Raw genomic sequence first — 13,585 nt, 5'->3', positions numbered from 1 at the left:
CGTGTCAGCGTGTCAGCGTGTCAGGTCATCGCAACAGACCATCGCAACAAGCCATCTCGAAAGACCATCGCGACAGGCCATCACGAGGACAGGCCAGCATCCTTCATGGCGGTGTCGATCAGCTCTGGCGCGATGTCCTGGCTCTTGAGCCATTCGAGGTAGGCCGGCTGGCCCTTGCTGCGAAATGCCTCGAGATCAGCCTCACTGGGACGGATCACTTGCATGCCCTGCTCTTCCAGCGAGGCGATACGTGACTCGACCTGGTTCTGGTTGTCCTGACGGGCCTGGGCATTGGCTTCCTGAACCGCCTCGAGAAGTGCCGTGCGCTCCTCGTCCGACAGGCTCTCGAGCAGCTGACCATTGGCCACCAGGAACTGATCGGAATACTGGATGTTGGCCAGTGTCAGGTACTTCTGCACTTCCTGCAGACTGCCAAGCAGGATGTACATCGGCGGGTTCATCTGGCCATCCGCCACCCCCGTGCGCAGCGCCATGTAGACCTCCGTCCACGGAATCGGCGTGCCCGAGGCACCGAAGGCCTCGTAGAGCGCTACCTGGCTTGGGTCCATCGCGCGAAAACGCAGGCCTTCGAAATCATCAGGGCTGGTGATCGGGCGCTTGTCGTTGGTGAAGGCCAGAAAGCCCCCTTCCTCGACGACGGCCAGAATCTCGGCGCCATTGGTGCGCTCGCTGAACAGTTGCTGCACCTGCTGCCAGTACTGCCCCTCATCGAAGAAACGGCGCGCCTCATCAAAGCCGTCGAACATGAACGGCGTCGCGCTGACATAGACTTCTGGCACGATGGGGGCCATGCCCGCGAAGGAGGCGATGTTCAGGTTCGGGGCGCTGATCACCTGCTCCATGCGCTCCTGCTCCTCGCCCAGCATGCTGTTGGGATAGAGCTTGAGTTCCAGCTCGCCGTCGGTCTTCTCTTCCACCAGGGTCTTCAGATTGCTGGCGAAGACATGCACCGCATTCTTGTCGGCATCCGGCGCACCGTTGTAGCTGAGGTTGATGGTCTGGGCCTGCACGCTGGCCGCCAGCAGGCTGAGCGCCAGAGTGGAACCGGTGAGCGTCTTGCGCAGCAGAGATGTCTTGGACAAGGACATGTGGATTCCCTTTTGTTGTTGTAAATATTCGTTGTATGCGGCGGGAGTGACGCCGCCTTTGTCAGTGTGGCCCTGCGGCCAGTCAAGGTGAGGGACTTTCGCCTTCACACATCGAAAGTAGCGTTGCCGCTGTAGACTAATCAATCGCCAGTGTGTTGTTTTTTCGTCCACACCTGAAAAAGCGCCTGAATAGTGCGCTGCCTGACGACAACTGCCCCGCCAACATGGGCTGTACGGGGCAGTCGGGACGTTCTGTGACATGCTGCACTGAGCGAGAGAATGGCCTGTGCAATGGGATAGTTGTGTGAGGAGATAGAGCTGAACAAGCACCCGTCAGCACCGATACCCTGGCCTGTGCGTAGAGCGATGCTGCTTGAATGTCACGTGGCGAATGGCACTTGTCGAACGTCACTTGCCCAGCAGGCGTGGCGCATCCGCGGTAAAGAATCGCAGGCCCTGCTGAAGATGGGTGATGCAGGCCTCGACGGCGACGGTCATCTCGCGCCCACGCCGCGTACACATCTGCGCACGGGTCGTCGCCAGCGCGGGGTGCTGCATCGGCAGCAGGCAGATATCGCCGCGCCGCAGCTCCTCCACCACGCTCAACTCCGGCATGAAGGTCACGCCGATCCCCGAACGCACGAAATTCTTGAGCACCGACACAGAATTGGTGCGCAACTGCGCGCGCAGCGAGACCCGCTCCTGCTGCGCCGCCTGATTGACCATCTGACGCATGCCGGTACATTCATCGATCAGCGCCAGCGGCCATTGCGCCACCTGCGAAAGCGTCAACGGCTCTGCGATCTCGAGTAGCGGATGCTCCGCCGGCACGATCAGATCCAACGGCTGGCAGGTCTCCACATGACAGCAAAGAATCGGATCGACAGGCGGGGCGTAGAGCAGCGCGATATCCACCTCGAAGTCGCGCAACAGCTCAGTCGCCTCATTCACCCCCGCCATGCGCACCACGACCTCGATGCCGGGATGACGTGCCATGAAGCTCTGCAACGGCAGCGAGATCAGATCGGCAATGAAGCCTTCGCCCACCGCGATTCTCACCTCACCACTGCGCAGGCCCTGCAAGGCGCTCAGCTGCGAGAGCGCTGCCGCCTCCGCCGCCTGCTGGCGATGAAAGTGATCAAGCAACAACACCCCGGCCTGGGTGGCGCGCATGCCCGTCTCGCTGCGCTCGCACAACGCGACACCTACCTCTTCTTCCAGCTGCTTGATCTGGCGGCTCACCGCCGAAGGGTCAAGATTCAGATGCCTCGCCGCGCGCCGCAGTGAGCCCCGGCGGATGATTTCATTCAGCGCCGTCAGCGCCTTGGGATTGAGCATGGAGACAGTACCCGCCAGCAGCAGTGGAGGAAGAGGCAAGACTCGGATCACGCAGGATATCCTTGCAGACCGAGCGACTCCAGAGGCCCATATCGGGAAGCGATCGACAACGAAAAAGGAGCCGCATGAGCGGCTCCTTCTGGTTCAACGTGATCAGCAGTTACCTTTCTTGGCCTGCCCCGGCGGGCAGAAGTCACCGCCTCCCCGCTTGTGGTCATGGTGTCCATCACCGATCTCGATGATTGGCTCGGCATCGATCCGCGCCGGTGTATAACTGCACCCTGCCACGAAAAGGGCACTCAGCATCACCAGGCTGACAACTCGCACGCTAGACTTCATCATCATTCCTTTTTCATGAAAATCAACCATCTCTTGATGCCTCACATCGTACCGGAACACAAGCAGCAGGGAACGCAATTTCTCAACGAATGGTAGTGTAGGCCCAGGGTTGCATCATCCATTGAGACAGGATCTGGCCATGTTCGATTTCAAGGAAGTGGAAGCCTTCGTGTGGATCACGCGCCTGGGGTCGTTCCGGCTGGCCGCTCAGCACCTGCATCTAACCCAGCCCTCGATTTCCGAACGCATCAACAAGCTGGAAACCACGCTGGAGACCCGCCTGCTGGAGCGCACTCGCCGACCGGTACAGCCGACGCTCAAGGGGCGCGAATTCTATCGCCACGCCGAGGCGTTGCTGGAGGCGCGCCAGAAAGCGCTGTCCATGATGGAGTTGAATACGCCCTTCCAGGGCGTGCTGCGACTGGGCGTCGTCGAGACCGTCGCGCATAGCTGGCTGCCCGGGTTTCTGGCCGAACTGGCGCGCCGCTATCCGGACCTCACGCTGGAACTCGAGGTCGACAGCTCCCCGGGGCTTGCCGCCATGCTCACCGCCGGCGATATCGACCTCGCCTTTCTGATGGGGCCGGTGACGGCAGAGAGCGTGCTCAATCGTTTTCTCTGCAACTACACGATGGGCTTCGTGATCAGTCCCGCGCTGGGCTTCACCGAAGACAACTTCTCGTTGCGGCGCCTGAATTCTCTGCCGCTGATCTCGTTTGCCCGCAACAGTCGACCCCACCATGAACTTGGCTCCATGCTGCACCAGATGGGACTCGATGACGTGAAGCTGCATTGTTCAAGCTCGCTATGGACCATCGTGCGCATGACGCTGGATGGCCTCGGCGTCGGCGCCATCCCGCCGCGCATCGTCGCCGAGGAAATCCGCCAGGGCACCCTGCTCAGCCTGCCCTGCGACCTGCCAGAACTGACCTTCACCGCCTCCTGGCCGACCCATATGGAAAGCGCCCTCGCCGAAGGGGTCTGCGAGCTTGCCATCGAGATAGCCCGCCAGGATCAGGAGGCGCATTCACGTCTGTCCTGAGCTTCGCTATCTGCCAACGACGCTCTCGCATTCCCCATGTTCCTGCTCCCACTTTTCCTGTCTCGCTCACGTCTCGCGGGCCTGCGACGGGCCATTTCACACACCACATGAAAGGAATTTCCGATGCCTTGACTCGACAAAAATCGATTGGATTTATCCGGGTGCGCTTCTTATGGTGAAGACAGACAACAACAACTTCACAAGAAGCCCCCACGATGCTCCAGACACTTCTCAGTGCCGCGTCGTCCCCCCGCGAGGCGCGCGAGCAGATCCGCAGCGGTCATTGGGCCAGCCACACCAGCGGTATCGCTGCCGGCTACGCTCAGACCAACCTGATCATCCTGCCAGCCGAGGCTGCCGGCGAATTTCTGCAATTCTGCCAAGCCAACCCCAAGGCCTGCCCGTTGCTGGATGTCACGGCCATCGGTTCTCCCGCCCCGACAGGGCTCGGTGATAACATCGACCTGCGCCACGACCTGCCGGCCTATCACATCTACCGTCACGGCAAGCTTGAGGAAACGCGCGAGGATATCGCCGCCCTGTGGCAGAACGATTTCGTGGCGTTTTCCATCGGCTGCTCGTTCTCGTTCGAAGAGGCGCTGCTCAACGAGGGTGTCGAGGTTCGCCATACGCGCCTCAAGCGCAACGTGCCGATGTATCGCACCAATATCCCGCTGATCAGTGCCGGGCGCTTCCACGGCAACCTGGTGGTATCCCTGCGCCCGATGTCGGCGGCGCACGCCATTCGCGCGATCCAGATCACCACCGACATGCCTCGTGTGCACGGTGCCCCCGTCCATCTGGGCGACCCCGCCTTGATCGGTATTTCCGATATCGAAAGTCCCGACTTCGGCGATGCGCCTACGCTTGAGACAGGTGACATGCCGGTGTTCTGGGCCTGTGGCGTCACGCCACAACTGGCGCTGGAGAATGCCCGACTGCCATTGGCGATCGCGCATAGCCCGGGCCACATGCTGATTACCGATATCCCCAATCATCGCCTCAAATACGGATGACCGCTTGTGGGAGCCACGGACCTGCTCCGCAACAGACAAGACCGCCAGATTCTTTCGATAACACCAGATGCACAACAACAATGGTGATTCCCATGAAGACACGTTTTGCCCTCTCCGCCCTTGGTCTCGCACTCGCCGCCGCCGGTAGCGCCAATGCTGCCGATACCCTCAACGTGGTAGGCAGCTGGAGCAGCCTGGAGCTCAACCGTCAGTTCGAGAAGCCGTTCTGGAGCGAGACCCTCCCGGCCGCCAGCAGCGGTGAACTCAGCACCCAGGTGACCACCTTCGATCAGATGGGCATCCCCGGCTCTGACGTCTATCGCTATCTGGGCGATGGTGTCTTCGATGTCGGCATGACCGTGGCCGACTACACCGTGTCCGATGCGCCGGAACTCGAGGGGCTGGACCTGCCGATGATGGCCCCCACTGCCGAGAAAGCGCAGAAGGTCGCCGAGGCCTTCCGCCCCCTGGCGGAGTCCACCATGAACAAGCGCTTCAACAGCCACGTGCTGGCGATCGTGCCGTATCCGGCCCAGGTGCTGTTCTGCAATACCCCGATCGAAGGGCTCGATGACCTGCAGGACAAGAAGGTGCGTGCCAGCGGCCGCTCCACCGGTGAGTTCATCGAGGCGCTGGGCGCACAGAGCCTCAACATCGCCTTCAACGAGGTGCCCGGCTCCCTAGAGCGTGGCGTCATCGACTGCGCCGTCACCGGTTCGCTCTCCGGCTACAGCGCCGGCTGGCATGAAGTGTCCAGCCACCTGATGCCACTGCCGCTGGGTGGCTGGGATTACGTGATCACCGCCATCAATCAGGACAAGTGGCAGGGCCTGGGTGCCGAGACCCAGACCCTGATCCAGCAACAGGTGGATAGCGAGTTCACCGCGCCGGTGTGGGAAAACGCGCGTGGCGAGACCGCACGTGGCGTGGCCTGCCTGACCGGCGAAGGCGATTGCCCGCTGGGCAAGAGCGCCGACATGACGCTGGTCGACTTCAGCGATGACGACGCCAAGCGCGCACGTGCGGCGCTCGAAGACACCGTCCTGCCTGCCTGGGCGACGCGTGTCGATGCCGAGACGCGCAAGACCTGGAACGAGAGCGTCGGCAAGGTCGTCGGCCTGACCGCTAGCGCGGAGTGATCCAGCGGCACCTGCTCACCGAAGCCTGTTCGCGAGCAGGTGCCGATAGCCCCGCCCTGCCCGGATACGGCAGACATGCTCCCCAGAGACACGGCGCTGAACGCCTGCACCTCGCCTGATTGGCACGGATCAGCGTCGTTCAGCGCCCCAGCAGGACCCGACTCATGAATTCCTTCCTTCACGCACTCGATGTCCTCGTGTCCCTGACACGCGCGATATCGCGCCACGCCGCACGCCTGATGGGCCTGTTGTTACTGGCCGTCGTGGTCTTCATCGGCGCGGAAATCCTCATGCGCCAACTGTTCAATCATCCGCTGCCCGGCGTGCATGAATATGCCGGCTATGTGCTGGCGATGCTCTCGGCGTGGGGTCTGTCACATACCCTGATGGAGCGCGCCCACATCCGTATCGATGTCGTGCACGGCAAGCTGCCGGCCTTCTCGCGTCACACCCTGGACATCCTCGCGATGCTGGCGCTGAACCTGGTGGCCTGGGTGATTCTGATCAATGCCTGGCCGGTGCTCGGCAAGTCGCTGAGCAACGGTTCCACCGCCAACACCCCGCTGGCGACGCCGCTGTGGATTCCGCAGCTGCTGTGGTTGTCCGGTTATGCCTGGTTCGCGATCACCACCAGCGTGCTGGGACTGCGCGTTCTCGTTGCCGCCTGTCTGCGTGATACCACCACGCTGGAGACACTGGCCGGCCCCGATCACGGAGAAAGCGAAGGGGCTCTGGCCCAGGCGGCCTCCACGACCAAGGAGACACGCTGATGTTGGGCTTTCTTTCGGTGGGTATCCTCACCCTGCTGCTGGCCGGCATTCCGGTTGCGGTCACTCTCTTTCTGCTCGCCTTCGGGATCGACCAGTTCTATTCCTTCTTCCCGCTGACCAAGGCGCTGGGCCAGAACCTGTGGTCTGCCGCGGACTCCTTCCTGCTGATCGCGATTCCGCTGTTCGTGCTGATGGGCGAGATCATCGTGCGCGCCGGCATCGCCGAGAAGGCCTACCGCGCCATGGACCACTGGCTGTCGTGGCTGCCAGGCGGCCTGCTGCACGCCAACATCACCACCTCGGCGCTGTTCTCGGCGACCTCCGGCTCCTCGGTGGCCACGGCGGCCACGGTCTCGACCGTGGCACTTCCCCAGGGCAAGAAGCTCGGTTATGACGCCAAGCTGTTCTGCGGCAGCATCGCCGCGGGCGGCACCCTGGGCATCCTGATTCCGCCGTCGATCAACCTGATCGTCTATGGCTTCCTGACCGAGACCTCCATCCCGAAGCTGTTCATGGCCGGCCTGGTGCCGGGCCTCGGCCTGGCGGCGCTGTTCATGCTGGCCTCGCTGCTGCTATGTGTCTGGAAGCCGTCACTGGGCGGCCCGCGTCAGAGCGCCAGCTGGAGCACACGCATCAAGAGCCTGTCATTCCTGCTGCCGTTGCTGGTGCTGTTCATCGTCATCGTCGGCTCCATCTATCTGGGCTGGGCGACGCCGACCGAAGCCGCCGCCATCGGCGTGCTGGCCTCGCTGGGCCTCGCCGCCATCAACCGCTCGCTGAATCTGTCGATGATCAGCCGCGCGCTGGATGGCACCGTCAAGACCACCTCGATGATCCTGTTCATCATCATGGCGGCCTCCTTCCTCAACTTCGCGCTGGCCTCCTCCGGCATGGTCCAGCAGGTCACCGGCCTGCTCGAGGCCTATGACCTGGGGCCCTTCGCGCTGCTGATGGCGGTGATCGCACTGTTCATCGTGCTCGGTTTCTTCATCGAGACCCTGTCGCTGATGGTCATCACCATCCCCATCGTCACTCCGCTGATCGCGGCGGCCGGTTACGACAAAGTGTGGTTCGGCATCGTGATGATCCTGTTCGTCGAGCTGGCACTGATCACCCCGCCAGTCGGCCTGAACCTCTACATCGTGCAGGCCTCACGGCGTGGCGAAGCCTTCGCCGACGTCATCATCGGCACCCTGCCGTATCTGGGCGCGATGCTGGTGATGGCCGCGCTGCTGGTGGCCTTCCCGCAGATCGCGCTGTGGCTGCCTTCGGCGCTGTAAATCCACTTTTGCGAGGCACCTGCTGGCAAGCCGGCAGGTGTCATTGGCGCAACACCGTTCACTCAAGACTTCCTGCACAGAACAACGACAACCCCCGATAACGGAGCGATTCCCATGCTGACCTTTACCCATGACAACGGCGAATTCACCCTTGATGTCCAGCGCGTCGCGATTGCCGGCTGGGCCGGACGCGACCAGGCGGGCGTGCAGCACCATATCGACGAGCTCAAGCTGCTGGGCGTGGCGCCGCCCTCCCAGACCCCGCTGTTCTACCGCGTGACCCGCGAGACCCTGACCCAGGCCTCACAGGTCGCGATGCTCGGCGGCGAAGGCTCCGGTGAGGTCGAGACCTGTCTGGTCAGCGACGCCGAGGGCACCCTGTGGGTGACGATCGCCTCGGACCACACCGACCGCAAGCTCGAAGCCGTCGGCGTCGCCGAATCCAAGCAGCTGTGCGCCAAGCCGATTGCCCGCCACGCCTGGAAGCTCAGTGAGGTCATCGACCACTGGGACAGCCTCGAGATCGAAAGCGAGATCGAAGACGCCGGCAAGACCGTGCGCTATCAGCAGGGCACTCTCGCTGAGCTGCTGCCGGTCGCCACCCTGATGGAGCGCCTGCCGGCCGGTATCGCCAAGGACGGCAGCCTGGCCCCCAACAGCGTGCTGCTGTGCGGCACCGTGCCGGCGATCGGTGGCATCCGCCCCAGCCCGAGCTTTACCATGCGCCTGATCGACCCGCAGACCGGTCGTCGCATCGAGCACCGTTATGAGGTGGAAGAACTTGAGGTGGTGGCATGAGTGATGAGCACAAGCGCCTTGAGCAGGCGCGTGAATTCTGGGCGCGCTCGCCCCGCCAGCGCACGTTGACGCAGTTGCTGGCCGCCTATCAGACAGGCAGTTTCGGCCCCGAGCAGACCGCCACGGTGCTTGCCGAGCGCCATCAGGCCCTGGGCGAGAGCGCCAGCCACAGCATCATCAGCCGCGATGATGCTGGCATGAGTGTGCAGGCCGCCGCTCAGCAGCAACTCAAGGCGGCGGCGACGTCGTTGCCGCTGGGGGGTGTTCCGGTCTCGATCAAGGACCTCTTCGACGAGACCGACATGACGACGCTGGCAGGCTCGCGGGCACTGGCAGCAAGCCAACCAGCCGATCAGGACGCTGTGGCGCTGAGCCGCCTGAAAGCCGCCGGTATCCTGCATGCCGGCCGCACCAGCATGAGCGAGTTCGCGTTCTCTGGCCTGGGCCTGAACCCGCATGTCGGCACGCCGCCCAACCCCTTCGATGGCGAGCGCATCACCGGCGGCTCGACCTCCGGCGGCGCCGCCTCCGTCGCCTTCGGGCTGGCAGCTGCGACCCTGGGCAGCGATACCGGCGGCTCGCTGCGGATTCCGGCGGCCTTCTGTGGCCTGACGGGCTTCAAGCCGTCACAGGCCAGCGTGCCGGGAGATGGCGCCTTCCCGCTGTCACCCAGCCTGGACTGCATCGGCCCCATCGCGCCCAGCGTCGCCTGCTGTCGCCTCCTGTGGGAAGTCCTGAGCGGTGAGGTCGCTGACCCGACGCCGCTCACTCGCCCGCTGACGCTGCTGGTGCCGGAGAGCGAGCTGGTCAGTGAAGTGGACGCCGATGTGGCCGCCGACTTCGCCGCCCTGCTGGAACGGCTCGAAGGGCTGGGAGTTCGCCTCCAGCGTGCGCCGATCGAGGCCATCGAGGCCGCTTACGCCATCAACCAGCGCGGCGGCCTGGTCATTCCGGAAGCGGCCGCCGTGCATCACGAACTGCTGGCCGCCCACGAAGCCCAGTATGATCCGCTGATCGCCGAACGCCTGAATGGTGGGCGCGACATCACCTCCAGCGAATATCTGGCGCGCCTGTGGCCGCGCACTGCCATCCAGCAACGCTTTGCTCAGCAGGTGCAGGATGTCGATGCGGTGCTGATGCCGACCGTTGCCATGCGTGCCCCACGTCGTGACCTGCTGGAGCAGGATGGCGCGCTCTTCGCCCAGCTCAACAAGCGCGCGCTGCGCAACACCAGCGTCTTCAACTACCTGGATGCCAGCTCGATCTCGATTCCGGCGCCGGCACCACAGAACGAGGAACCGCTGGGCCTGATGCTGTCGCGCCCTCAGGGGCAGGATGTGGCGCTGCTGCGCGTCGCCCAGGCGCTGGAGACACTGCTCGCGCAATAGTGCTGTGCCGGCTTAGCGCAGCAACGACTGACCGCAGCAATGGCTGCCACAGCAACGGCTTAGCTCAGCAGCGGCCGAGCACAAAACGCAAAAGGGGCCTCCAGATGGAGGCCCCTTTTTCATGACGCGGACAGTCTGACTGTCCTCAATGATTGAGAATGATCGCGGTAATGGCACCGCCCGCCACGGCCGCCAGCACATAGCGACCATCGATGTTCAACCAGCGATGCCCCTGCGGCGGCGCAGACAGCTTGTGAGCACGCCAGTCACTCACCCAGTAACGCTTGTTGGCGTAGTAGCTGCGCGGCACATGGTCACCGCGACGCCAGTTGTGTGACTTCTGACCTTGATGCCTGGCCTGCGCCTGATGCTTTTGCTGATGATGACGCTGAGACTGGTCGTGACGCGTCTGCTGCTTTTTCTTCTGATGGCCATTGCCGTGGCTGTTGTGCTGGTTGCCTTGGCTGTGGTGTTGACCGCCACGATCATCGCGGTCGTTGGGCGATGCCTGCGCCAGCGACGCGGTCATCAGGGTGAAGATCATCATCATTACGGTCAGGGTGCGATTGCGCATGTCTGGCCTCCTCGTCGTACTCGGCAACAAGGAATGCCGAGGCTGTGAATCAGGGTCATGAAACGGAGTCATGAGACAGAGTTATGAAACAGTGTTAATAAACGGTATGAGAGAACACTATCGCCTCGTGTTCGCCACGGCAAGCCAGCGCGCCAACCTCCACTTTTGCGCACAATTCGCAACGACTTGTCGCCAGTTGACGCATCCTTGTTGCGCAATGACGACATCGAGAAGCAGATATTCGTAATGACTGATATGGCACGCCATGGCGCGTGGCAAGCATTGGTACCTGCGCATTGCATGGTCGCAAGGGGGTGGGTGCCCCATCAGAGCGTCGCCAGATGAGGACAGCTTGCATCGGTGATAGGTAATATCATCGCTACCCGCGGTATCACTGCTCGAGCACGATCTCATCGATGACTTGGTTTTCGGTATTCATCAGCACGAAGGCATTCTTGAGCTGCAGCCAGCGCTGGTTGGCGCCCGGTTCCGAGAGCTTGTGCTGCTGCCAATTCTCGACCCGAAGACCATCATCCCGGGCGACAGTGTCTGGCACCTTGCCGCCCCGCTTCCAGACATGTGCCGGCGAAGCCTCTGCCACCGCTTTCTTCTCAGCCAGCTTTTCCTGGTGCTGGATCTTCTTCAATTCCCGCATCTGTTGCGCCTGAACGCGCTGCGCCTTTACCTGACCTTCCAGATCATGATGCTTCTGGCGCAGACGCTCCTCGTCCTTGTCATCATTGCCCTCACCCGCGGAGTCAGCCTGCACGAGGCCAGCACCCAGCAACGACACCATCAGGGTCAGTACCGCAAATGACCGCTTCGCCATGTTGGCCTCCTCGGCTGATTGCGTATGCGTGCGATGTGCTGAGTCCAGCTCAGGCCATCTTGCTGACGGCTGGACACTCTGCGTTCCAGATCGCCATTCCCTACCATCAGCTTATCGCGTCAGCGGCGCAATTTGCGGTTGGATAACGCGCGATCTACACGCTTTCCTCAAGTCTGGCAGCCACTTGACGCCAGATATGACCTCCTAGAGCCATTTCAGGCCACGGCGCGGCAGGTTGCGGTGGCAAAATCGAGATGCAGATGATTGCCGTCCGGGTCTCGCGTGTGCAGTTGCACGAGCCCGCCACCCGCGAGCGCGATCCGCTGATAGTGCGTACGGGAAGCCGCCAGGCGCGCCTCGAATGCCTCGATATCCGTGGCGGCAAGCGAGAAATGCTCAAGCCGGAGACTGGCATCACTGCTGATCGCTGGCAGGCAACCGATGTCGATGAGATGGATGACCGCCACCTCCCCGGCGTAAAGCCAGGCACCGGCAAAGGAGAAATCGGGTCGCGGCCCGCTGTGCAGCCCCAGTACATCGCCATACCACTGGAGCATGGCACTCAGCTGTCCGGTTCGCAGGTTTACATGATCAAGACGCTGTATGCCCATGACAGGGTTCCATCATTGTATCAGCCACCCGGCACACACCAGCAGACAAAGCAGCTTGCGAGGGCTGGGTGGCAGTGAGAGTGTCTTTACGAAAAGGAGTGCGACCGGTTACCCGGCCGCACTCCTTTCATGTCACCGCCTCAACAGTGGCTTCGATCAGAAGCCTTCGAGGACGATCTTGCCCTTGGCCTTGCCGCTTTCCAGCAAGGCATGCGCGCGCTTGAGGTTTTCGGCGTTGATGGTGCCGAAGGTTTCCGTCGCGGTGGAGGTGATTCTGCCAGTATCCAGCAGACCCGCCACCTTGGTTAGGATCTCACCCTGACGCGTGATATCGGCGGTGGTGAACAGTGAACGAGTGAACATCAGCTCCCAATGGATGGAAACGGCCTTGGGCTTGAACGGCACCACATCGAGGGTCTGTGGGTCATCGATCATGCCGAAACGACCCTGCGGCGCGATCAATTCGGCGACCTGCGGCGCGTAGTGCTCGGAGAAGTTGGTCGAGAACACGAAGGCCGGGGCACCAATGCCCAGCGCCTCGATCTGGGCCGGCAGCGGCTGGCTGTGGTCGATGACGTGATGCGCGCCCAGTGACTTCACCCACTCGCGAGTCTGGGGGCGTGACGCCGTGGCGATGATGGTCAGATCGGTCAGCTCACGCAGCAGCTGGATGGTGATGGAGCCCACGCCACCGGCCCCACCGATGATCAGAATGGCACGTGCAGCACCCGGCACCGGCTCGGTGACACGCAGGCGATCGAACAGCATCTCGAAGCCGGTCAGCGTGGTCAGCGGCAGCGCAGCCGCCTCATGAACCGGCACGGACTTGGGCGCTTGGCCGACGATACGTTCATCCACCAGATGGAGTTCGCTGTTGGTGCCAGCGCGGGTGATATCACCGGCATACCAGACCTTGTCGCCCGGGGCGAAGGCCGTGACCTGGTCACCGATGGCGATGACCTCGCCCACGGCGTCCCAGCCGATGACGGCAGCTTCGCCGGCGGCCGGCTCGCGGCTCTCACGAATCTTGTAATCCACCGGATTCACAGAAACCGCAGCAACCTTGACCAGCAGGTCGTGACCGGTGGCGACCGGTGTCTCGAGTTCGATATCGACCAGGGCGTCGTCACGATCAATGGAACCGGCAGCGTAGTAACCAATGGCTTTCATCAGAGTTTCTCCTAAAGATCAGGTCAGTCACGGCAGCGCTGAGGGCCTTGCCGTGACGCGATGACAGCATGTTAACTCTCTGGACTTGGCGTAAAAACAACCCATGACCGCAAAGTTAATCCGGATAAAGCGGATAATGTATGACGAGTTTGCGTGTTGCGTGCAAGGAGACGCCGACGGAT

Annotated in this window: 14 protein-coding genes; 7 read left to right on the top strand and 7 right to left on the bottom strand. The window is 62.4% G+C overall.

The annotated features are described in order from the left end of the window. Nucleotides 1-80: 80 nt before the first annotated feature. The 3 genes from FLM52_07840 to FLM52_07830 all read right to left on the bottom strand — a co-directional run bounded on the left by FLM52_07840 (nt 81) and on the right by FLM52_07830 (nt 2,786). Nucleotides 81-1,109: a TRAP transporter substrate-binding protein DctP gene (locus FLM52_07840; protein ID NVN55693.1), complete on the bottom strand. Its 1,029-nt coding sequence runs from the start codon at nt 1,107-1,109 to the stop codon at nt 81-83. A 408-nt stretch (nt 1,110-1,517) separates the two neighbouring features. Beyond that, nucleotides 1,518-2,447 carry a LysR family transcriptional regulator gene (locus FLM52_07835; GenBank protein NVN55692.1) on the bottom strand — a complete coding sequence of 310 codons (930 nt, stop codon included), beginning with the start codon at nt 2,445-2,447 and terminating at the stop codon, nt 1,518-1,520. Nucleotides 2,448-2,600: 153 nt separating this feature from the next. After that, nucleotides 2,601-2,786 (bottom strand): hypothetical protein, encoded by a 186-nt coding sequence (locus FLM52_07830; GenBank protein ID NVN55691.1) that lies wholly within the window; start codon nt 2,784-2,786, stop codon nt 2,601-2,603. A 139-nt stretch (nt 2,787-2,925) separates the two neighbouring features. Here FLM52_07830 and FLM52_07825 point away from each other — a divergent pair, with 139 nt between their 5' ends. The 7 genes from FLM52_07825 (at nt 2,926) to FLM52_07795 (ending at nt 10,219) form a co-directional block, all read left to right on the top strand. Next, nucleotides 2,926-3,828: a LysR family transcriptional regulator gene (locus FLM52_07825; protein NVN55690.1), complete on the top strand. Its 903-nt coding sequence runs from the start codon at nt 2,926-2,928 to the stop codon at nt 3,826-3,828. A gap of 215 nt (nt 3,829-4,043) precedes the next feature. Then, a complete protein-coding gene (locus FLM52_07820) occupies nt 4,044-4,844 on the top strand; it encodes a putative hydro-lyase (protein ID NVN55689.1) in 801 nt (266 codons plus the stop codon). Nucleotides 4,845-4,936: 92 nt separating this feature from the next. Further along, nucleotides 4,937-5,983, top strand: coding sequence for a TRAP transporter substrate-binding protein (locus FLM52_07815; GenBank protein NVN55688.1), 1,047 nt, complete (start codon nt 4,937-4,939; stop codon nt 5,981-5,983). A 164-nt stretch (nt 5,984-6,147) separates the two neighbouring features. Continuing rightward, entirely contained in the window at nt 6,148-6,753 is a 606-nt protein-coding gene (locus tag FLM52_07810) for a TRAP transporter small permease (protein ID NVN55687.1), read from the top strand. After that, complete coding sequence (locus FLM52_07805; GenBank protein NVN55686.1) at nt 6,753-8,033, top strand: TRAP transporter large permease; 1,281 nt, start codon at nt 6,753-6,755, stop codon at nt 8,031-8,033. Before FLM52_07810 ends, FLM52_07805 begins: the two co-directional genes overlap by 1 nt. Nucleotides 8,034-8,147: 114 nt before the next feature. After that, a complete protein-coding gene (locus tag FLM52_07800; GenBank protein NVN55685.1) occupies nt 8,148-8,831 on the top strand; it encodes a DUF2848 domain-containing protein in 684 nt (227 codons plus the stop codon). Then, nucleotides 8,828-10,219 (top strand): amidase, encoded by a 1,392-nt coding sequence (locus FLM52_07795; protein NVN55684.1) that lies wholly within the window; start codon nt 8,828-8,830, stop codon nt 10,217-10,219. Before FLM52_07800 ends, FLM52_07795 begins: the two co-directional genes overlap by 4 nt. Before the next feature lie 145 nt (nt 10,220-10,364). Here the strand turns inward: FLM52_07795 and FLM52_07790 are convergent, their stop codons facing one another. The 4 genes from FLM52_07790 to FLM52_07775 form a co-directional block, all read right to left on the bottom strand. Then, nucleotides 10,365-10,865 carry a hypothetical protein gene (locus tag FLM52_07790; protein ID NVN55683.1) on the bottom strand — a complete coding sequence of 167 codons (501 nt, stop codon included), beginning with the start codon at nt 10,863-10,865 and terminating at the stop codon, nt 10,365-10,367. A gap of 319 nt (nt 10,866-11,184) precedes the next feature. Further along, nucleotides 11,185-11,622, bottom strand: a complete 438-nt coding sequence (locus FLM52_07785; protein NVN55682.1) for a hypothetical protein — start codon at nt 11,620-11,622, stop codon at nt 11,185-11,187. Between the two features lie 215 nt (nt 11,623-11,837). Continuing rightward, complete coding sequence (locus FLM52_07780; protein NVN55681.1) at nt 11,838-12,233, bottom strand: glyoxalase; 396 nt, start codon at nt 12,231-12,233, stop codon at nt 11,838-11,840. 156 nt (nt 12,234-12,389) lie between these two features. After that, nucleotides 12,390-13,403 carry a zinc-binding alcohol dehydrogenase family protein gene (locus tag FLM52_07775; GenBank protein NVN55680.1) on the bottom strand — a complete coding sequence of 338 codons (1,014 nt, stop codon included), beginning with the start codon at nt 13,401-13,403 and terminating at the stop codon, nt 12,390-12,392. Between the last annotated feature and the right edge of the window lie 182 nt (nt 13,404-13,585).

This window comes from bacterium Scap17 (assembly GCA_013376735.1).
Lineage (GTDB): Bacteria > Pseudomonadota > Gammaproteobacteria > Pseudomonadales > Halomonadaceae > Cobetia.
This window is presented reverse-complemented; position numbering and strand designations above follow the sequence as displayed.